This is a genomic window from Streptomyces catenulae, assembly GCF_000718015.1.
Taxonomy (GTDB): domain Bacteria; phylum Actinomycetota; class Actinomycetes; order Streptomycetales; family Streptomycetaceae; genus Streptomyces; species Streptomyces catenulae.
This window is the reverse complement of sequence record NZ_JODY01000017.1, coordinates 51,927-72,267: the sequence shown is the minus strand read 5'-3', so window position 1 is coordinate 72,267 and position 20,341 is coordinate 51,927. Positions and strand designations below refer to the sequence as shown.

Below are 20,341 nucleotides of genomic sequence, written 5' to 3'. Positions count from 1 at the left end.
CTCAGCCGCCCCGCCCCGTGCGGCGCGCCCCGCGCTCCGGGGCGCCGCCCGACCCGGTGCCCGTACGGGATCCCGTACGGGCACCGGCCCTGCTCCGTGCGGCCCGCCCGGTCCGCGGACCGTCCCCGGCGAACGCGGCCGTCACCCGGGCGCCGCCGCCGGGGGCGCGGGTGAACTCCACCGTGCCACCCGCCTCCTGGGCGGCGCGGCGGACGATGTCCAGACCGAGACCGGTGGAGCCGCCGCCGCTGCGTCCGCGCTCGGGGACGTGCCCCTCGGGGAAGCCGGGGCCGTCGTCCTCGACGGTGAGCCGACCGCCGTCGCCGTCCGGGGCGCGGACCACCGCGAGCCGGACGCCGGTGCCCTCCGGGGTGTGGTCGAAGACGTTGCCGAGCAACGCGTCCACGGCGGCGGCCAGTTCCGTCCCCTCCACCCGGACCGGCACCCCGTCCGCCGCGCCGTCCGGGAGCGCGCACTCCAGGGTGCGGCCCTGGTCCTCGGCGAGCGGCAGCCAGAAGGCGGCGCGGTCCGCCACCACGGCGGCGAGATCGGCGCGCGGCGGGCCCGAACGGTCCTCCCGCAGCGGCTTGCGGGCGGTCCGGATCACCTCGTCGACGCTCCGCTCCAGCGCCGCCACGCCCGCCCCGATCCGCTCCGCCTCCGCCGGGTCCCGCAGCCCCTCGGCGTCCAGCCGCAGCGCGGCGACCGGCGTACGGAGCCGGTGCGCGAGGTCGGCTGCGTTCTCCCGCTCGGCGGTCAGGAAGGTCTGGATGCGCTCGGCGAGATGGTTCAGCTCGCGGGCCACCAGCCGGAGTTCGGGCGGTCCGGACGGTTCGGCGCGGGCCGTCAGATCGCCGCGGGCCAGCCGGTCGGCGACCGCGGAGAGCCGCCGGGTGGCGCCGACGAGCCGGGCCCCGAGCCGGTCCGCGAAGAGCAGCCCCAGCACCATCAGCCCGGCGCCGAGCCCGGCGAACCCCAGCGACGAGGCGAGCGTCCCGTCGTACAGCCGGTCGTCGCCGATCGCGATGTGGATGACGGCGGTGCCGCCGACGACGCCCTGGACGGGCAGCAGCACGGTGCGGCCGCCGCCGGACGGTTCGTAGGTGAACGCCCGCCCGTAACGCGCCAGCCGGACCGCGTCGGAGACCGGCGCCGGGGGCCCGAGGACGGTGCCGTTCCCGAGGATCACCGAGGTGCGGGGGAGCCCCGGGCCGTTGGCCGCGGTGACCAGCGCCTCCGCGCCGGACCGGTCGGACGGGGCCGCCCCGGAGCCCGCGGCGAGCGTCTTCCCGAGCCCGGCGGCGAGGGCGTGCGCCCGCGAGGTGGCGTCGGCGGTCGCCCGGTCCGCGGCGTGGCTGCGCGCCAGCAGCGACAGCGGGACGAGGAGCGCGGCGAGGATCAGCGCGGTGGTCGCCGCGGTGACCAGCAGGATGCTGCGGCGCACGGCTACGCCCGGCCGGGGGAGGGGCGGCCCGCGTCCGCCGCGTCGTCCGGCCCCGCCGCCTCCTCGGGCGCCGCCAGCTTCACGCCGACCGTCCGGACCGTGTGCAGATAGCGCGGCCGCTGCGCCGTCTCGCCCAGCTTCCGGCGCAGCCAGGACAGATGGACGTCCACGGTCTTGTCGGCGCCGCCCAGCGGCTGCTGCCAGACCTCGGCGAGCAGCTCACGGCGGGAGACCACCTGGCCGGGGCGGCGCGCGAGGTACGCCAGCAGGTCGAACTCGCGCGGGGTGAGGTCCAGCGCCGCCCCGGCGAGCGTCACCTCGCGGGCCGCGGCGTCCAGGACCAGCTCCCCGATCCGTACCGCGGGCTCCGGCTCGGCGGTGCCCAGACGGCGCAGCACCGCTTTGATCCGGGCGTCCAGCTGGGCCGCGCCGAACGGCTTGACGATGTAGTCGTCGGCGCCGTCCCCGAGCACCGCGACCATGTCGGGCTCGTCGTCCCGGGCGGTCGCCACGATCACCGGGACGTCGCTGACCGCGCGCAGCATCCGCAGCACCTGCGTCCCGTCGACGTCCGGCAGACCGAGGTCCAGGACGACGAGGTCGGGGCGGTCGGTGACGGCGGCGTCCAGCCCGGACATGCCGCTCGCCGCGGTGGCCACGGCGTGCCCCCGGTCGCGCAGCGCCCGCACCAGCGCGCCGCGCAGCTGGGGGTCGTCCTCGACAACAAGAAGATGTGGCATGCACGTACCGTGTCACGCCCGGCGCGCCCCGGAAACGGCGGGCGCGGGCCGGGCACCCGGCGACGGACCGCCGACCCGCCGTCACCGGGCGCCCGGCCCCGGCGCGCACCCGGGCCCCGCGCGCCCCCGGCTCCCCCGCCGTCCCGGCCGTCTCCGGCGCCCGTCCCCGCACGTCGACAGAGTGTCCGCGCCCGCCGCGGCTGCCGTACAGACTGTCGGTACCGGCGGGCGACCGGTGATCCCTAGGGTGGAGAGGTTCGCCGCGCCTGTCCCCGGCGGACCCGAGCGACCGATCCGAGGTACTGACCGTGACCACGACGCCCCCCGCCCCCTCCGCCGCCACCGGCGCGGCCGTGAAGGCCGCCGACCGCGCGCACGTCTTCCACTCCTGGTCCGCACAGGGCCTGATCGATCCGCTGCCCGTCGCCGGCGCCGAAGGCTCGTACTTCTGGGACTACGACGGCAACCGCTACCTCGACTTCTCCTCGCAGCTGGTCAACACCAACATCGGCCACCAGCACCCGAAGGTCGTCGCGGCGGTCCAGGAGCAGGCCGCGAAGCTCTGCACGATCGCCCCGGGCTTCGCCGTCGACGTCCGCTCCGAGGCCGCCCGGCTGATCGCCGAGCGCACCCCCGGCGACCTCGACAAGATCTTCTTCACCAACGGCGGCGCCGAGGCCGTGGAGAACGCGGTCCGCATGGCGCGGCTGCACACCGGCCGGGCCAAGGTCCTCTCCGCCTACCGCTCGTACCACGGCGCCACCGCCGCCGCGATCAACCTCACCGGCGACCCGCGCCGCTGGCCCTCGGACACCGCGTCCGCCGGTGTCGTCCACTTCTGGGGCCCCTTCCTCTACCGCTCGCCGTTCCACGCCGAGAACGAGGCCCAGGAGTGCGAGCGCGCCCTCGCCCACCTGGAGGCGACCATCGCCTTCGAGGGCCCGCAGTCGATCGCCGCGATCATCCTGGAGACCATCCCGGGCACCGCGGGCATCATGGTCCCGCCGCCCGGCTACCTCGCCGGTGTCCGCGAGATCTGCGACCGCCACGGCATCGTCTTCATCCTCGACGAGGTGATGGCCGGATTCGGCCGCACCGGCCACTGGTTCGCCGCCGACCACTTCGGCGTCACCCCCGACCTGCTGACCTTCGCCAAGGGCGTCAACTCCGGTTACGTCCCGCTCGGCGGCGTCGCGATCAGCGCCGAGATCGCCGCGACCTTCGAGACCCGCCCCTACCCCGGCGGCCTCACCTACTCCGGCCACCCGCTGGCCTGCGCCTCCGCCGTCGCCACCCTCAACGCGATGGCCGAGGAGCGGATCGTGGAGAACGCCGCGGAGATCGGCGAGACGGTCATCGGCCCCGCGCTGCGCGCCATGGCCGAGCGCCACCCCTCCGTCGGCGAGGTCCGCGGCCTCGGCGTCTTCTGGGCCCTCGACCTGGTGCGGAACAAGGAGACCCGCGAGCCGCTGGTGCCGTACAACGCGTCCGGCGCCGACAACGCCCCGATGGCGGAGTTCGCCGCCGCCTGCAAGCGCGGCGGCCTGTGGCCCTTCGTCAACATGAACCGCACCCATGCCGTTCCGGCCTGCACCATCACCGCCGCCGAGGCCGAGAAGGGGCTGGCGATCCTCGACACCGCCCTGGAGACCGCGGACGCCCACACCGTCTGACGGCACAGCGGCCCGTACGGGCCCGCCGCCTCCCGGCGCACACCCCGCACCGGGAGGCGCGCGCCCGGACCCCGCGCGCCCCGTGCGCGGGGCCCCGGACCGGCCCCGAAACCGCCCCGTACCGGCCCCCGGGCAGGTCAGGACGGCCCTCGCCTATCGTGGACGGGCCGCCCGCCCGCCGTGCGGCACCAGGTCGTCGAAGGGGACGGACGGACACCATGGCCGCTGACTGGCCCGGCTCGGTCGTACGGCGCAACACCCTGCGCCGGCAGATCGCCGATGCGCTGCGCGACGAGGTGCTGGCCGGGCGGCTGCCGTGCGGCCACCGCTTCACGGTGAAGGAGATCGCCGAGCAGTACGGCGTCTCCGCCACCCCGGTCCGCGAGGCGCTCCTCGACCTCTGCGCCCAGGGACTGCTCGACATCGAGGAACACCGCGGCTTCATGGTCCGCGCCTTCACCGCCGAGGACTACCGCGCCATGGTCGAGGCCCGCACCCTCGTCGTCGAGGGCATCTTCCGCGGTCCCGGCGCCCGGATGCCGCGCCCGCCCGACGAGGACCTGCTCTCCCTGCGCCGCCGCGCCGAGGAGGCCGAACGCGCCGCCCGCGCCGGTGACCTGGACGTCCTCATCGGCTACGACCTGCGCTTCTGGCGCGAGCTGGGCGGGCTGGTCGGCAACGCGTACATCCGGGAGTTCCTGGACCGCCTACGGGTGCAGACCTGGATGTTCGCCGTCCCGCTGCTGCGCGAACGGGACGAGCTGCGCGGCCTGCTCTGGCAGGGCCACCGCTCCCTCGCCGAGGCCGTCGCCCGGCACGATCCGGCCGAGGCACAACGGCTGATCGCCGAGTACAACGCGCACGCCCTCACCCTCGTGGGAACGCCCGGCTAGCACTACGCTGTCCCGACCGTCGGCCGAAGCCTCCGCCACCGCGGACCGCCCACCCGCCCCTCCCGACCTCCGTAAGCCCTCTCTCCACCCGTCCTCTCCGCAACACGCGCGCCGTGCCAGTGGCCCCGACCGGAAGCGAGCACTCACTCGTGGCATGTGACCTGTGGCTGGTACCCCTCGTCGATGTGCTGTGCCACAGCCCCGACAACCCCTTCTCCGAAGAGATCGCCGCCTACGACAAGGCCCTGACGGACGCCGGGCTGCCGCCGGTCCCCGTCTTCAGCTACATGCCGGGGCTCTCCGGCGACGTGGCGCCGGTCGCCGGTTTCGACTACGACGCACTGCACTTCCTGCGCCGCGCCTACCTGCTGCGCCTGTGCGGCCTGGAGGTGACCCCGGTCGACGAACTGGGCGGCGACTACGAGCAGTTGCTGGAGATGTTCGAGCAGACGGCCCAGCAGTCGCACCTGGTCTGGCACTACGACCACGCCGGGGCGTACGTCCCGGTCGACTTCCCGCACCCGCTGTCCAACGACGAACTCCTCGACGGCGGCGGCCCGTTGGGCTCCTCCCACGGACTCCTGCGCGACCTCGAACTCGTCGCCCCGGCCCTCGGCATCGACCCGGCCAACCCACCGGCCCCGCCCGCGCCGCCGTCCGGACCCACCGGTCTGGAGGAACCGTCGGTGAGCCCGCCCGCCGACGACGGCCCGTTCGCCCGCGAACGCCACGTCTGGCTCGGCCTGCACGCGGCCGCCACCCGCAGCCTCGGCCAGGGCTCCATGATCGTCTTCAGCTGAGACGTACCCCGGACGCGGCGCCCCGCCCGGCGACGGACGGGACGCGCGTCCGGGGCGGTCACCCCGGGGCCGTCAGCGCGGCGGCTCCGGCGGACGCTGCCGCGGCATGTTCGGCCGGGCGCCCGGCGGCAGCGTGAACCGCCCGCCGCCCGGCTGCCCCGGCGCCTCCGCCCGCGGCCCGGACCACGGCGGCGCCGACCGGTCCGCCCGCGGCACCGGCCCGGCCCGGAACTGCGTCATCCAGTCGCCGGTCTCGGACCGCACCAGCTCCCCGATGTCCTCGTGGAAGCGGCGCAGCACCCCCAGACACCGCTCCGCCGCCTCGCTCGCCGTGCCCTCCGCCGGGCCCAGCACCTCGCGCACGCTCTCCGACGCCCAGTCGAACTGCAACGCCTCCAGCCGCCGCTGGATCGCCTGCGCCGTCGCCACGTCCCGCATCCAGCCCGCCGTCGCCCCGAAGTACCGGTCACAGCCCCCGCAGACGGCGGCTATCAACAGCGCCACGTACTCCCAGGGCGCCCCGCCGTGCCAGGCGCCCGCCAGATCGATCAGCGGCAGCGCGGCGCCCACCGAGACCCCGGCGGCGGTCCCGGCGCGCAGCGCCCGCGCCGCACGCCGCTTGCCGCGCCGGTCGCGCAGATACCAGTCGGCGGCGCGCAGCGCGCTCTCCTCCGTCCACGCGTAGAGCGCGTCCAGCCGGTCGGCGGGCTCGCCCCAGTCGCCGTGCGGGAACGCCCGGCCGGTCAGGTCGCCGGGCCCGCGGCTCTGGGAGCGGGCCCCGAGCAGGGCGGCGGCCCGCTCCCAGGCGCGCCGCGGCTCCCGGCCCCGCCCGCCGTCCCCGGGCGTCCCCTCCGGCTGCATCTCCGGCTGACTCAACCGTGGACTCCCTCGTTGCGGCTACGTACGGTGCGCCCGGTGCGTAGGAAAAGCGGATGCGAACACCCCTTCCTACCGCCGAACGGTGGGGCTTGCCCCCAAGATCACGGGATTCCCGGCCGGAAGTGGCCTGCCATCGGGTATAGGCCAACCGGGCGTCTCACCCGAAAGAGTTGCCGCCCCCGTGGGCGCCGGGTTGCCGGGGAGGGCTCCCGGACGGGGCGCCGGGCCGGGCCGGAACCCCGGGCGACTAGGCTGCCACCCGTGAAGGTCCTCGTCATCGGCGGCGGCGCCCGCGAACACGCCCTGTGCCGCTCCCTGTCCCTCGACCCCGACGTCACCGCGCTGTACTGCGCCCCCGGCAACGCCGGTATCGCCGAGGTGGCCGAACTCCGCTCCGTCGACGCCCTGGACGGCGCCGCCGTCGCCGCGCTCGCCGCCGACCTGGGGGCCGGACTCGTCGTCGTCGGCCCCGAGGCGCCGCTGGTGGCGGGCGTCGCCGACGCGGTCCGCGCACGCGGCATCCCGGTCTTCGGCCCCTCCGCGCAAGCCGCCCGGCTGGAGGGCTCCAAGGCGTTCGCCAAGGACGTGATGGCCGCCGCCGGGGTCCCCACCGCCCGCAGCTACGTCTGCACCACCGCCGAGGAGATCGACGCGGCGCTGGACGCCTTCGGTGCCCCGTACGTCGTCAAGGACGACGGGCTGGCCGCGGGCAAGGGCGTCGTCGTCACCGAGGACGCCGCGGTCGCCCGCGCGCACGCGCTGGCCTGCGGGCAGACCGTCATCGAGGAGTTCCTCGACGGCCCCGAGGTCTCGCTCTTCGCGATCACCGACGGCGAGAGCGTCGTCCCGCTCCAGCCCGCGCAGGACTTCAAGCGCGCCCTCGACGGCGACGCCGGTCCCAACACCGGCGGCATGGGCGCCTACAGCCCGCTGCCCTGGGCCGACCCGCAGCTCGTCGACGAGGTCCTGGCCACCGTCCTCCAGCCCACCGTCGACGAACTGCGCCGCCGCGGCACCCCCTTCTCCGGACTGCTCTACGCGGGTCTGGCGATCACCTCGCGCGGGGTGCGGGTCATCGAGTTCAACGCCCGCTTCGGCGACCCGGAGACCCAGGTGGTCCTGGCCCGCCTGAAGACGCCGCTGGCCGGACTGCTGCACGCCGCCGCGACCGGCACCCTCGCCGCCGTCCCGCCGCTGCGCTGGAGCGACGGCGCCGCGGTCACCGTCGTCATCGCCTCGCACAACTACCCGGGCACCCCGCGCACCGGCGACCCCATCGAGGGCCTCGCCGCCGTCGCCGAGCAGGACGGCCCCAAGGCGTACGTGCTGCACGCCGGGACCGCGCAGGACGCGTCCGGCGCGGTCCTCAGCGCGGGCGGCCGGGTCCTGTCGGTGACCGCGACCGGCGCCGACCTCACCGCCGCCCGCGACCGCGCCTACCGCGCCGTCGGCCGGATCTCCCTGGACGGCTCCCAGCACCGCACGGACATCGCCCGCCAGGCCGCGGCGGACGCGGACCGGGAGGCGAACGCGGGGGCGCAGGCGTAACGCCGCCCCGTCCGGCACCACCGGACGGCCCCGGGGTCCCGCCCGCCGCGGCGGTGGCACCGGGGCCGTCGGCGTGTTCGGGAGCGTTCGGTCCGTTCGGCCCGTCCCTCCGTCGGGTGCCGACGGGGCACGGGGGCGGTCACGGCGGTGGGGGAGCGGGCCCGGGGCGCGCCGGGCGTGCGCCGGAGCGGCTACGGGAGCGGTCGGACGGGGTCCGCGGCGGGGCCGGGACGCCGTCGGGCACCGGTTTCCGGGGCCGCCGGGAGACAGTTCCCGGCTCTGCCCAAAGCCATACCATCGAGTGACCGATCCGGCGAGCTGCTGACGGGAGCCGGGCCCCCAACTAGGGTGCCGCGCAAGCGTTCTGTGTGCGCCGTGCTGCTCTCCGGTACGGCGACCACGGGGACGTGCGGCAAGTGGGTCACCGGCGTTGCGATGTCAGTGGCCGGTGCCACAGTGGTGGGGAGCGCGCGAAGGCTCGGGCCCGGTGCCCGTGCGGACCGGAGCCGCCGGGCGCTCCCGCTGTTCGGCTCGATTCGCGTGATCTCTCCGATGTCTCCGTCCGTCTCCACGAGGACAGCAGGGGGTGCAGGCTCATGGCAGGTCCGGAAACAGGCGCCCTCGCGGCGCGCTCCCGTGCCCTGGCCGTGCTGCGGATCCGCGGCGCGGCGCTCGCCGTGGCGCTGCTCCCCGCCGCGGTCGCCGTGGTGCTGCTGGTCGGCGGCGCCACCGGCCACCTCGGCACGCCGGACGCCGCCGCGGATTCCGGCTGGGGCCTGGCCCGGCTGATCACCTGCGGCGTCGCGGTGCTGACGCTGGCGCTCGCCGCACTGGTCGGCGCGGTCGTCGCCGGGGCCAGGCCCGCGCTCAGCCCCTCCGTCCCGGTCCCCGAGACGGCCGCACCCGACCTGCACCGCCTGGTCCGCGAGCTGGCCGACCGCCTCGACGTCCCCGCACCGTCCGCCCTGGCCCTCACCCCGGACTGCGACAGCTGGCTGGAGGACCGCACCCACCGCGCGCTCGCCCCGCCCCGCGGCGCCCGCCGCACCGCCCGGCGGACGGCGGCCCCGGTGCTGGTCATCGGCTCCCCGTTCCTGTGGTGGATGCGCGTCGGTGAGCTGCGCGCCCTGCTCGCCCCCGTCGTCGCCGGTACGGGCCCCGCGGCCGACCCGGACATAGCCGCGGCCCGCCGGTTCATCCGCGGGCTGGACGCCGCGGTCGCCGTCGCCGCCCGCGCCCGGGGCGTACGGGCCCCGGCGCTCCGCTTCGTCGGCCGGGTGGCCCATCTGATGCTCCGCGCCTGCCGCGACCACGCCACGCTCATGGAGCGCGCCGTGGCGGCCGCCGCGTCCGAGCGCGCCCAGGACGTCGACCACCGTCTGCGGACCGTCGCCCAGGAGCAGGTCGGTCTGGCGTACGCGGGGTGGGACCGGCTGCTGACCCGCGTCGCGCTGCCCGCCTGGCGGCTGGGCCGCTGGCCCTCGCACCTGGACTCCGGCGTGGTCTCCGCGCTCACCGAGCTGTCCCGCCGCGACCGGCTGGCCGACGGCTTCACCGCCCGGCTCGGTGAGCGGCCCGCCTGCGATCTCCTGGAGGAGCCCGGCGTCATCGACGGCGCGACCTCCCTGCTGGCCGCCCGGCTCTTCCACGGCGGCCCGGCGGCGGCCGGTCCCGGCTGGGCGCCCGTCGGCTGGGGCGAGTATCCGGACGAGGTCGTCGACCGCACCTGGCGCCTGGAGGCCGCCCGCCTCCACCGCGTCCTCGACGACCTGCCCGCCGCGCCCCCGCCCGGCCCCGACGACCGCCCGGCCCGTACGCCGGACACCACCGCGCCGCGGACGGGCCCGGACGCCGTGGCGCCCGTCGCCGCGCCCCTGGCCACCCCGGTGGCGGGCCCCGCCGCGGCCGCGACCGGCAGCTCCGCCGCCGTCGGCCCGGCCCGCCCCCCGTCCGCCCTGGCCACCGCGACGGCCCCGCCGCCCGCCGCCCCGTCCCTGGGCCCGACGCTGGAGCGGGTCATCGACCACCTCTCCGGCGACACCACGGCCGGTGACCTGGTCGCCGCCCGTCTGGACGCGGAGCTGGCCCGCGAGGCCCGCACCACGGCCGCCAAAGGCGCCGCCCAGCCGGGGCCGACGGACGCGCCCGCCGCCCCGGCGACGGACCGCTCCGGTGCGGCCGACGGCCCCGGCTCCCCGGCGGAGAGCGTCGAGCCGCCCGCCCTCCCGGAGTTCCCGGAGCTGCCGGAGCCGGACGGCGCGGACGGTCTCACCGACGGCGAGCTGCCGCTCTTCCCGCTCCAGCCGCCCCGTACCGGCCGCGATCTGCTCGCCGACCACGTCACGGCGATGGTCTGCTGCGCCGCCGTGGACACCGCGGGCGCCGCCCCCGGCCTCGACTGGCTGGATGGCCCGGCCCTGCTGATCGACGGCGCCCGCCGCGCCGACCTCGGCACCCCGGTCCGCAGCCTCGTCGAGGACGGCGACGCCGCCCCGCTCCGCGCCTGGCTCGCGACCATAGGCGCCCGCCCGGAAAAACCGGTTCGCCTGCCCTGAGCCCCCCCGGACCTGCATCCCGGGCCCACATCCCGAATCCCGAGCCCCACACCCTGAACACCGAACACACCGAACGCCCGGCCTGCCCGCCGCTGTCGCCCGTCCCAGCCGACGGCCCGCACCGGCCCCGCGGCGCCCGCTGCCCCGGATGCCTCCGGGCCCGCGCCGCCGCCCGTCCCGGGCGCCCCACCCGGCCCCCGGGCCCCGGCGTTCCGCGTCACGGCACCGGCCCCGCGGCCCTCTTTCCGGCCTCGCCGCCCCTCCTCGGCCGCCCGTCCCTATCCGAACGCTCTTTCCTCTACGCCCCCTAAGGCACCGTTCCGTATACCTGTCGGGTTGTTTCTCTCGTCAAGTCCGTTGAATTCGCGACGAAGGGTGACGAACTGAGTGCTTAATGTGATGTGCTGGAAGTGGCCGCGTCGGTTCGGAGGAACTCCGCGGCGCCGGTCCCGCACGCCGTAGCGGCTCTGTGCGGGCGGCCCGCGACGCCGGCCCGCCGCGGGTGTCCGACCGGCGGTGTACGGAACCAGGCCGGCCCACGGGGGACGCGGGAGGGGAGCTGATGGTGGGGACGGATCAGATCAGGCGCTGGGAATCGGGCGCCCTCGCCCACGCGGTGACGGACCCGTTCGGCCAGGGCCCGCTGCCCTGGCTGCGCGGCAGCGAGACCTACTTCGACTCCGGCCACCTCGTGCCCTGGTACGTCGAGCAGGCCACCGCCCACGGCGACCCCCGGGTCCCGCCGCCCCGTAAGCACAACGGCCCGCGCACCGCCGACGACGTGCACCGGCAGATCAAGGGGTTCGCCACCACCGGCGCGGTCGCCCCGGGCGAGGCCATCGACTTCCGGGTCTCGGTCGATCCGCCGCAGCCGTTCAGCATCGACATCTACCGCATCGGCCACTACGGCGGCGCCGGCGCCTTCAAGATCACCACCAGCCCGCGGCTCTCCGGCATCGTCCAGCCCGCCCCGCTCGCCGCCGAGCGCACCGTCTCCTGCCACCACTGGTGGCTCTCCTGGCGCCTCCAGGTCCCCGCGTACTGGAATCTCGGCGCCTACGTCGCCGTCCTGACCACCGCCGACGGCTACCGCAGCCACATCCCCTTCACCGTCCGCGACGACCACCCGGCCGATCTGCTGCTCCTGCTGCCGGACATCACCTGGCAGGCGTACAACCTCTACCCGGAGGACGGCCGCAGCGGCGCCAGCCTCTACCACGCCTGGGACGAGGAGGGCGCGCTCCTCGGCGAGCAGGACGCCGCCACCACCGTCTCCTTCGACCGCCCCTACGCCGGTGCCGGACTGCCGCTCCACGTCGGCCACGCCTACGACTTCATCCGCTGGGCCGAGCGGTACGGCTACGACCTCGCCTACGCCGACGCCCGCGATCTGCACGCCGGACGCGTCGACCCGTCCCGCTACCGCGGCCTGATCTTCCCCGGCCACGACGAGTACTGGACGACGCCGATGCGCCGCACCGTCGAGCGCGCCCGCGACCAGGGCACCTCACTGGTCTTCCTCTCCGCCAACACCATGTACTGGAAGGTCGACCTCTCCCCGTCACCCTCCGGCCCCGACGCGCTGCTCAGCTGCCGCAAACGCCAGGGTCCGGGCCGCCCCGCCCTCTGGCGCGAGGTGGGCGACCCCGAGCAGCGGCTGATGGGCGTCCAGTACGCGGGCCGGGTGCCGGAGCCCGCGCCGCTCGTCGTCCGCAACGGCGCCCACTGGCTGTGGGAGGCCACCGGCGCCGGTGAGGGCGACACCCTCCCCGGTCTGGTCGCGGGCGAGGCCGACCGCTACTTCCCGCGCACCAGCCTCCCCGAGCACACCGACCGGGTGCTGCTCGCCCACTCCCCGTACCGCGACACCGAGGGCCACCGCCGCCACCAGGAGACCTCGCTCTACCGCGCCCCCAGCGGCGCCCTGGTCTTCGCCTCCGGCACCTTCGCCTGGTCACCGGCGCTGGACCGCCCCGGCCATGTCGACCCCCGCATCCAGCGCGCCACGGCCAACCTCCTGGACCGCATCTGCAAACGCGACTGACGCCGTAACGGAACGGACCGACGGCACCGGCGGGCGGACCCCGCGCCGCGCCCGCCCCGCGGCAGCCCCCGGCCGCCGTCGGCTCACCCCGCCTCCGGCCCCCGCTGCGCGAACGGCGCCATCTCGCGGGCCAGCGCCACCGTCAGCGCCCGGAAGATCCGCACCTCGGGATGGGGGTCACCGGCCCGCGTCGCCAGCACACTGTGCGCGGGCGCCGCATCCAGCACCGGGACGTACACCGCCCCGGGCCACGGGTAGTACCGCGCGAACGACGCCAGCCCGGAGCCCGCCCCACGCCCGGCGGCCACGCTGGTCAGCACGTCCTGCGGGGTCAGCGCGCAGTCCGGCGCCCGCCGCTCGCCCGCGTCGAAGTAGAGATAGTCCGTGAACGGCCGCGGCGTGTGGCGCGGCAGCCGCAGATACGGCAGATCCAGCACATCGGCGACGCGCAGCCCCTCCCGCCGGGCGTCCGCGTACACCGAACCCGCCGACACCGCGACGATCCGCCGCTCCGTGGTCAGCACATCCACATCGATGTCCTCGGCCTCGATCGCCGGGCGGACGAACGCGACGTCCACCCGGCCCTCGCGCAGCGCGCTGCAGTGCTCCGTGAAGTTCAGCTGGACCAGCCGCAGCTCCACCTCGGGCCGCGCCCGCCGGAAGGCGTTGACCGCGGCGGGCGTCACCTCCGCCGAACCGTGGCCCATCACCCCGACCCGCAGCCCCCGCGCGGCCGGACCGCTGTCCAGGGCCACCTCGGAGACGTCCTCGACCGCCGCGTTCACCGCCGCCAGCAGCGTCCGGGCGTGCGAGACCAGCCGCCGCCCCGCCGCCGTCGGCACCACCGTGCCCCGGCCGCGCTCCAGCAGCCGGGCCCCGAATTCCCGCTCCAGTTGCTGGACGTGGCCGGTCACCGCGGCCGGTGACAGGAACAGCCGGGCCGCGGCCCGGCCGAAGTGGCCCTCCTCGACCACCGCCAGAAAAGAAGACAGCCGCCGCAGATCCATGGCGCCACGATACGGCCGGAGCCCCCGTCGGCTCGTACGCATTCACGAATTCTGAACGGCGGCGGCGCCGGACCCGGGGCCTCCCGTAGAACGGCCGGTATGACGACGCCTTCCCTCCGGACCGACGCGCCCGCCGCCCCGGCACTCCCGGCCGCCGGGCCCCGCCACTGGCTGCGCGCGGGCTGGCTGATGACCGCGTCCGGCTGGAGCGCCAACCAGTTCTCCGCCCTCCTCGGCGCCTACCGCTCCGACCTGGGCCTGACCGACGCCACCACCACCGGCCTCTTCGCGGTCTACGTCCTCGGCCTGATCCCCGGCCTGCTGCTGGCCGGACCGGCCGCCGACCGCCGCGGGCGCCGCCCGGTCACCTTCGCCGCGCTCGCCGTCTCGCTGCTGGCCACCTGTCTGCTGATGGCCGGTCCGTCCGCCGCCTGGCTGCTGTGGCCCGGCCGCTTCCTCACCGGGATCGGCGCCGGGACCCTGCTCACCGCGGGCAGCGTCTGGATCAAGGAGCTGTCCGCCGCCCCGTACGGCACCGCCCCGAGCCCCGGCGCCGCCGCCCGCCGCTCCGGTCTCTTCCTCTCCGCCGGGTTCGCCTCCGGCGGTCTGGCCGCCGCCTGTATAGCCGAGTGGGCGCCGCACCCGATGGTGCTCGCCTACCTCCCGCACCTCGTCCTCGCCACGCTTGCCGCCCTCAGCGCGGCCCGCACCCCGGAGACCGCCGCCGCCCACCGCCCGGCCGGTACGCCCGCGCCGTCCGCCGAGCCCGCACCCGACCCGTCCCCCGCGGCCTTCCGCCGCCTCGTCGCCCCCATGGCGCCGTGGGTCTTCGCCGCCCCGACCATCGCCTTCGCGACCCTCCCGGGGCTGGTCGACGCCCACCTCGACGGCTGGCGCACCGTCTACGCGGGCCTCGCCACCGCCGTCACCCCCGGCACCGGCATCCTCGTCGCCCCGCTCGCCCGCCGCCTCGCCGCCCGCCACCGGATGGCCACCGCGTTCTGCGGGCTCGCCGCCATCGCCGCCGGTCTGCTCCTCGGTGCCCTCGCGGTGGCCCGCACCGACCCGGCGCTGGCCCTGCTCGCCGCGGTCCTCCTCGGCGGCGGCTACGGCCTCTGCGTCGCGTACGGCCTCACCGAGGTCGCCGCCCTCACCCCGCCGCACCGGCTGGCCCGCCGCACCGCCCGCTTCTGGGCCCTGTGCTACCTGGGCTTCTGCGCTCCGTACCTGGTCACCCTGCTCACCGGCGCCTGGTCGCCGTCGGCCGTCCTGACCGGCGGCGCGGTCCTCGCCCTGCTGACCCTCGCCGCCCTCGTCCGCAACGCCGCCCGCACCTGACCGGTCGCCCCCGCCCCACCGCCCGCCCTCCGCGTACGGGAGAATCGCCGGGACTCCTGGACCAACCTACGCGGAGGCAGCGTGTCCGGTTTTGTAGAAAAGCCCGAGCCCTTGCAGGTGCCCGGCCTCACCCACCTTCACACCGGCAAGGTGCGTGACCTCTACCAGAACGCCGACGGCGAACTGATCATGGTCGCCAGTGACCGCATCTCCGTGTACGACTGGGTGCTGCCCACCGAGATCCCCGACAAGGGCCGCGTCCTCACCCAGCTCTCCCTGTGGTGGTTCGACCAGCTCGCCGACCTCGTCCCCAACCACGTCCTCTCCACGGAGCTGCCCCCCGGCGCCCCCGCCGACTGGGCGGGCCGCACCCTCGTCTGCACCTCCCTGGACATGGCCCCCGTCGAGTGCGTCGCCCGCGGCTACCTCACCGGCTCCGGCCTCGCCGAGTACCGGGAGTCCCGCACGGTCTGCGGTCTGGCGCTCCCCGAGGGCCTCGTCGACGGCTCCGAACTCCCCGCCCCGATCTTCACCCCGGCCACCAAGGCGGCCGTCGGCGACCACGACGAGAACGTCTCGTACGAGGAGGTCGCCCGTCAGGTCGGCGCGGAGACCGCCGCCCGGCTGCGCCGCGCCACCCTCGACATCTACGCCCGCGCCCGCGACATCGCCCGCGGTCGCGGCATCCTCCTCGCCGACACCAAGTTCGAGTTCGGCTTCAAGGACGGCGAACTGGTCCTGGCCGACGAGGTCCTGACGCCCGACTCGTCGCGCTTCTGGCCCGCCGACCTCTGGGAGCCCGGCCGCGCCCAGCCCTCCTTCGACAAGCAGTTCGTCCGCGACCACCTGACGTCCCCCGCGTCCGGCTGGGACCGCCACGGCGAACTCCCGCCCCCCGGCCTCCCGCAGGACGTCGTCGACGCCACCCGCGCCAAGTACATCGAGGCGTACGAGCGGCTTCCACCGGCCGGGGCCTTTTCGCTGAGCGGACGACGAGGCTCGAACTCGCGACCTCAACCTTGGCAAGGTTGCGCTCTACCAACTGAGCTACGTCCGCATGCTCCGTGCGAATCCGGCGGCCGTTTCCGGCCTCCGCCGCGCGGTGCGGGGACCACTATAGCCAATGAATGGGGCGCCTCCACCGGCCGGGGCCTTTTCGCTGAGCGGACGACGAGGCTCGAACTCGCGACCTCAACCTTGGCAAGGTTGCGCTCTACCAACTGAGCTACGTCCGCAGGCATCCACCCGGCTTTCACCGAGCGGCGCGACAGCTACTCTACCTGATCGAAAAGACTGCTTGAGTCCAAAGACCGAGAACTGTCAGAGCGGGTGACAGGGATTGCACACTGCGCCTCCCTCTTGGAAAGAGGGCGCTCTACTACTGAGCTACACCCGCATGACTCCTCGGGGCCCGGCCCTTCGGCCTCGCCCCTCGGCGTGCTCCAGACTCTAGCTGATCAACAGGGGTGCCGTGCAAGTCGGCTCCGCGCGGGCCCCGGCGGGCCGCGCGCGGCTCAGTGGTTGGCCGCGCTGAACGCCTCGTAGACCTTCTTGGGGATGCGGCCGCGCGGCGGCACCTCCATCTGGTGCGAGCGGGCCCAGGCGCGGACCGCCGCCGGGTCGGGGGTCACCGCGGTGCGGTGGTAGGTCCTGCCTGACCTGGCCCGCTTCCGCCCGGCCTCGACGAACGGCTCCAGGGTGTCGCGCAGTTTCTTCGCATTGGCGGGATTGAGGTCGATCTCGTACGACTTCCCGTCCAATCCGAAGGCGACCGTCTCTGCGGCTTCTCCTCCGTCGATGTCGTCGGAGAGCGTTACCACTACGCGCTGCGCCACGGATATCGGTCCTTTCGTGCAGCAACCCCGTGTTGACGTGGGGCGTTGCTTCGGATCCTGTTGACAGGAATCAATGCTTTTTCATTTGTACAGCGGTGGGCAATGCATTGTGAAGCCCAGTTAATTTCTTCAGCGTGTCATGTCGCAATCCGGAGCGTGGATCTTTTCGAGGATTTTCCATGGTGTGCACGTCGGGCCGATACCGCACCGTGAGGGGACGATCACTTATCTATGCGCGTAGAATTTCGCACACGGTAGTGTGAGGGAACCGCCTTACGCACCACACCACCGGGAGTGCCAGTGGCACGCGTCGTAGTCGACGTCATGCTCAAGCCGGAGATCCTCGACCCGCAGGGGCAGGCGGTGCAGCGCGCACTGCCACGCCTGGGATTCGAGGGGATCGCCGACGTCCGTCAGGGCAAGCGTTTCGAACTTGAGGTGGAGGGCCCGGCCGACGACGCCGCCCTCGCCCGTATCCGCGAGATGGCCGAGACCTTCCTCGCCAACACCGTCATCGAGGACTTCACCGTCCGCGTCGAGGCCGGATCATGACTGCACGCGTCGGAGTCGTGACGTTCCCCGGGACGCTCGACGACCGTGACACCCAGCGCGCCGTCCGGGTCGCCGGCGCGGAGGCGGTGCCGCTGTGGCACCGGGACAAGGACCTCAAGCAGGTCGACGCCGTGGTGCTGCCCGGCGGCTTCTCGTACGGCGACTACCTGCGGGCGGGGGCGATCTCCCGGTTCTCGCCGGTGATGGAGTCCGTCATCGCGCAGGCGAAGGACGGCCTGCCCGTCCTCGGTATCTGCAACGGCTTCCAGGTGCTCACCGAGACGCATCTGCTGCCCGGCGCGATGCTGCGCAACGAGAGCCTGCACTTCGTCTGCCGGGAGCAGAAGCTGCGGGTGGAGAACGCGGACACCGCCTGGACCACGGATTACACCGCCGGTCAGGAGATCTCCGTCCCGCTCAAGAACATCGACGGCCGCTACGTCGCCGACGCGCGCACGCTCGACATGCTGGAGGCCGAGGGCCGCGTCGCCTTCCGCTACCTCGACGTGAACCCCAACGGCTCGCTCCGCGACATCGCCGGAATCACCAACGAGGCGGGCAACGTCGTCGGCCTCATGCCGCACCCCGAGCACGCCGTGGAACCGCTGATCGGCACGGGCCGCACCGACGGCCTCGGGTTCTTCACCTCGATCCTGAAGAAGTTGGTCAACGCATGACGCTGGACACGGTCAAGCATGCCGCCGAGACCCCTGAGGCCGAGCAGCCCTGGGCCGAACTGGGCCTGAAGCAGGACGAGTACGCGCGTATCCGCGAGATCCTCGACCGCCGCCCGACCGGCGCCGAGCTGGCGATGTACTCCGTCATGTGGTCCGAGCACTGCTCGTACAAGAGCAGCAAGGTCCATCTGAAGCAGTTCGGCGAGAAGGTCCCCGAGAACGACGCGATGCTCGTCGGCATCGGGGAGAACGCCGGTGTCGTCGACGTCGGCCAGGGCTACGCCGTCACGTTCAAGGTGGAGTCGCACAACCACCCCAGCTACATCGAGCCGTACCAGGGCGCGGCCACCGGCGTGGGCGGCATCGTCCGCGACATCCTCGCGATGGGTGCCCGTCCGGTCGCGGTCGTCGACCCGCTGCGGTTCGGCGCCGCCGACCACCCCGACACCAAGCGCGTCCTGCCGGGCGTCGTCGCGGGCATCGGCGGCTACGGCAACTGCCTGGGCCTGCCCAACATCGGCGGCGAGGTCGTCTTCGACGCCTGCTACCAGGGCAACCCGCTGGTCAACGCCGGTTGCATCGGTGTGATGAAGCATGAGGACATCCACCTGGCGAAGGCGTCCGGCGCCGGTAACAAGGTGATCCTCTACGGCGCCCGCACCGGCGGCGACGGCATCGGCGGCGTCTCGGTGCTCGCGTCGGAAACGTTCGACGCCACGAAGCCCACGAAGCGTCCGGCCGTCCAGGTCGGTGACCCCTTCCAGGAGAAGCTGCTCATCGAGTGCACCCTGGAGGTCTTCAAGGAGCAGCTGGTCGCCGGTATCCAGGACCTCGGCGGCGCCGGGCTGTCCTGCGCCACCAGCGAGCTGGCGTCGGCCGGTTCCGGCGGTATGCGCGTCGAGCTGGACACCGTTCCGCTGCGTGACTCCTCCCTCTCGCCCGAGGAGATCCTCATGAGCGAGTCGCAGGAGCGGATGTGCGCGATCGTCGAGCCCGACAAGGTCGACCGCTTCCTGGAGATCTGCGAGAAGTGGGACGTCATCGCCACCGTCATCGGTGAGGTGACCGACGGCACCCGGCTGGAGATCTTCTGGCACGGCGAGCAGATCGTGGACGTCCCGCCGCGCTCGGTCGCCCACGAGGGCCCGACCTACCACCGGCCGTACGCCCGCCCCGACTGGCAGGACGCCCTCCAGGCGGACGACGCCAACCAGCTGGCCCGGCCCACCACTCCGGAGGAGCTGCGGGCGCAGATCCTCCAGGTCGTGGCGTCGCCGAACCAGGCGTCGAAGGCGTGGATCACCGACCAGTACGACCGGTTCGTGCAGGGCAACACCGTCCTCGCGCAGCCGGAGGACTCCGGCATGGTCCGTATCGACGAGGAGACCAACCTCGGCGTCGCCCTCGCCACCGACGGCAACGGCCGCTTCGCCAAGCTCGACCCGTACGCGGGTGCGCAGCTGGCGCTGGCCGAGGCGTACCGCAATGTCGCCGCGACGGGTGCCAAGCCGCTGGCGGTCTCCGACTGCCTGAACTTCGGTTCGCCCGAGGACCCGGCGGTGATGTGGCAGTTCGCCGAGGCCACCCGTGGTCTCGCCGACGCCTGCCAGACCCTGGGCACCCCGGTGACCGGCGGCAACGTCTCGCTGTACAACCAGACCGGCGAGGTGGCGATCCACCCGACGCCGGTGGTCGCGGTGCTCGGCGTCATCGACGACGTCAACCGCCGTACCCCGGTGGCGTTCGCCCAGGAGGGGCAGCTGATCTACCTCCTGGGTGACACCGCCGAGGAGCTGGGCGGTTCGGCCTGGTCGCAGGTGGTCCACGAGCACCTCGGCGGTCTGCCGCCCAAGGTCGATCTGGAGCGCGAGCGGCTGCTGGCGGAGATCCTGATCTCGGCCTCCCGCGACGGTATGGCCGACGCGGCGCACGACCTCTCCGACGGCGGTCTGATCCAGGCGCTGGTCGAGTCGTGCCTGCGCGGCGGCAACGGCGCCCGGCTGGTCGTCCCGGAGGGCGTCGACCCGTTCGTCTTCCTCTTCTCCGAGTCCGCGGGCCGCGCCGTCGTCTCGGTGCCGCGGAGCGAGGAGCTGCGCTTCACCGACATGTGCGGGGCGCGCGGTCTGCCGGCCACCCGTATCGGTGTGGTCGACGGCGACGCGATCGATGTCCAGGGCCAGTTCAGCATCGCGCTGGACGAGCTGCGGACGGCGCACGAGGCGACGATCCCGGGCCTGATCGGCTGAGGGAGCGCCACCGTGCGGCGGTGAGCTGACCGCGGAACGGCCCGCCGGGATTCCCGGCGGGCCGTTCCCGTGCGGTCGGCGACGACGAGGGCGCCCGCCGGTGGTCGGCG

At 74.6% G+C, this 20,341-nt stretch carries 15 protein-coding genes, 3 tRNA genes and 1 pseudogene; 11 read left to right on the top strand and 8 right to left on the bottom strand.

Annotated features, from left to right (window positions below; all coding sequences use genetic code 11):
• Position 1 precedes the first annotated feature (1 nt).
• Together IF23_RS0116600 and IF23_RS0116595 are read right to left on the bottom strand one after the other, a co-directional pair.
• Positions 2 to 1,444 carry a sensor histidine kinase gene (locus IF23_RS0116600; RefSeq protein WP_078654020.1) on the bottom strand — a complete coding sequence of 481 codons (1,443 nt, stop codon included), beginning with the start codon at positions 1,442 to 1,444 and terminating at the stop codon, positions 2 to 4.
• Positions 1,445 to 1,446: 2 nt separating this feature from the next.
• Complete coding sequence (locus IF23_RS0116595) at positions 1,447 to 2,184, bottom strand: response regulator transcription factor (RefSeq protein WP_051739609.1); 738 nt, start codon at positions 2,182 to 2,184, stop codon at positions 1,447 to 1,449.
• Positions 2,185 to 2,492: 308 nt separating this feature from the next.
• Here IF23_RS0116595 and IF23_RS0116590 point away from each other — a divergent pair, with 308 nt between their 5' ends.
• From IF23_RS0116590 to IF23_RS0116575, 3 genes are all read left to right on the top strand, one after another.
• On the top strand, positions 2,493 to 3,857 hold the full coding sequence (locus IF23_RS0116590; protein WP_030284338.1) for an aspartate aminotransferase family protein: 1,365 nt from the start codon (positions 2,493 to 2,495) through the stop codon (positions 3,855 to 3,857).
• A 218-nt stretch (positions 3,858 to 4,075) separates the two neighbouring features.
• Positions 4,076 to 4,750, top strand: a complete 675-nt coding sequence (locus tag IF23_RS0116580; RefSeq protein WP_030284564.1) for a GntR family transcriptional regulator — start codon at positions 4,076 to 4,078, stop codon at positions 4,748 to 4,750.
• A 149-nt stretch (positions 4,751 to 4,899) separates the two neighbouring features.
• Positions 4,900 to 5,550 carry a hypothetical protein gene (locus IF23_RS0116575; protein ID WP_030284336.1) on the top strand — a complete coding sequence of 217 codons (651 nt, stop codon included), beginning with the start codon at positions 4,900 to 4,902 and terminating at the stop codon, positions 5,548 to 5,550.
• A gap of 72 nt (positions 5,551 to 5,622) precedes the next feature.
• On the opposite strand, the gene IF23_RS0116570 is transcribed toward IF23_RS0116575, so the two are convergent.
• A complete protein-coding gene (locus IF23_RS0116570) occupies positions 5,623 to 6,426 on the bottom strand; it encodes an SLATT domain-containing protein (protein ID WP_030284334.1) in 804 nt (267 codons plus the stop codon).
• Between the two features lie 264 nt (positions 6,427 to 6,690).
• Here IF23_RS0116570 and purD point away from each other — a divergent pair, with 264 nt between their 5' ends.
• From purD to IF23_RS0116555, 3 genes are all read left to right on the top strand, one after another.
• Positions 6,691 to 7,977, top strand: a complete 1,287-nt coding sequence (purD, locus tag IF23_RS0116565; RefSeq protein WP_030284332.1) for a phosphoribosylamine--glycine ligase — start codon at positions 6,691 to 6,693, stop codon at positions 7,975 to 7,977.
• Between the two features lie 596 nt (positions 7,978 to 8,573).
• A complete protein-coding gene (locus tag IF23_RS0116560; protein WP_030284330.1) occupies positions 8,574 to 10,532 on the top strand; it encodes a hypothetical protein in 1,959 nt (652 codons plus the stop codon).
• A 565-nt stretch (positions 10,533 to 11,097) separates the two neighbouring features.
• Positions 11,098 to 12,576 carry a N,N-dimethylformamidase beta subunit family domain-containing protein gene (locus IF23_RS0116555; protein ID WP_030284328.1) on the top strand — a complete coding sequence of 493 codons (1,479 nt, stop codon included), beginning with the start codon at positions 11,098 to 11,100 and terminating at the stop codon, positions 12,574 to 12,576.
• A gap of 83 nt (positions 12,577 to 12,659) precedes the next feature.
• On the opposite strand, the gene IF23_RS0116550 is transcribed toward IF23_RS0116555, so the two are convergent.
• On the bottom strand, positions 12,660 to 13,583 hold the full coding sequence (locus IF23_RS0116550; protein WP_037678359.1) for a LysR family transcriptional regulator: 924 nt from the start codon (positions 13,581 to 13,583) through the stop codon (positions 12,660 to 12,662).
• 99 nt (positions 13,584 to 13,682) lie between these two features.
• Between IF23_RS0116550 and IF23_RS0116545 the strand changes: the two genes are divergently transcribed.
• Both IF23_RS0116545 and IF23_RS35605 read left to right on the top strand, forming a co-directional pair.
• Positions 13,683 to 14,921 (top strand): MFS transporter, encoded by a 1,239-nt coding sequence (locus IF23_RS0116545; RefSeq protein WP_245654998.1) that lies wholly within the window; start codon positions 13,683 to 13,685, stop codon positions 14,919 to 14,921.
• Between the two features lie 81 nt (positions 14,922 to 15,002).
• Positions 15,003 to 15,821: pseudogene (locus IF23_RS35605) on the top strand (phosphoribosylaminoimidazolesuccinocarboxamide synthase); the annotation flags it as partial.
• An 84-nt stretch (positions 15,822 to 15,905) separates the two neighbouring features.
• Here the strand turns inward: IF23_RS35605 and IF23_RS0116535 are convergent.
• From IF23_RS0116535 to IF23_RS0116520, 4 genes are all read right to left on the bottom strand, one after another.
• A tRNA-Gly gene (locus IF23_RS0116535) sits at positions 15,906 to 15,978 on the bottom strand.
• A 105-nt stretch (positions 15,979 to 16,083) separates the two neighbouring features.
• A tRNA-Gly gene (locus IF23_RS0116530) sits at positions 16,084 to 16,156 on the bottom strand.
• An 89-nt stretch (positions 16,157 to 16,245) separates the two neighbouring features.
• Positions 16,246 to 16,317 (bottom strand) — tRNA-Gly (locus IF23_RS0116525).
• Between the two features lie 118 nt (positions 16,318 to 16,435).
• On the bottom strand, positions 16,436 to 16,756 hold the full coding sequence (locus IF23_RS0116520) for a histone-like nucleoid-structuring protein Lsr2 (RefSeq protein ID WP_030284320.1): 321 nt from the start codon (positions 16,754 to 16,756) through the stop codon (positions 16,436 to 16,438).
• Positions 16,757 to 17,056: 300 nt separating this feature from the next.
• Between IF23_RS0116520 and purS the strand changes: the two genes are divergently transcribed.
• Genes purS through purL form a run of 3 tightly spaced genes read left to right on the top strand, consistent with a single transcriptional unit; the run spans position 17,057 to position 20,231 of the window.
• On the top strand, positions 17,057 to 17,308 hold the full coding sequence (gene purS, locus IF23_RS0116515; RefSeq protein WP_030284318.1) for a phosphoribosylformylglycinamidine synthase subunit PurS: 252 nt from the start codon (positions 17,057 to 17,059) through the stop codon (positions 17,306 to 17,308).
• A complete protein-coding gene (gene purQ, locus IF23_RS0116510; protein ID WP_030284316.1) occupies positions 17,305 to 17,985 on the top strand; it encodes a phosphoribosylformylglycinamidine synthase subunit PurQ in 681 nt (226 codons plus the stop codon). Before purS ends, purQ begins: the two co-directional genes overlap by 4 nt.
• A complete protein-coding gene (gene purL, locus IF23_RS0116505; protein WP_030284314.1) occupies positions 17,982 to 20,231 on the top strand; it encodes a phosphoribosylformylglycinamidine synthase subunit PurL in 2,250 nt (749 codons plus the stop codon). Before purQ ends, purL begins: the two co-directional genes overlap by 4 nt.
• The last annotated feature ends 110 nt before the right edge of the window (positions 20,232 to 20,341 follow it).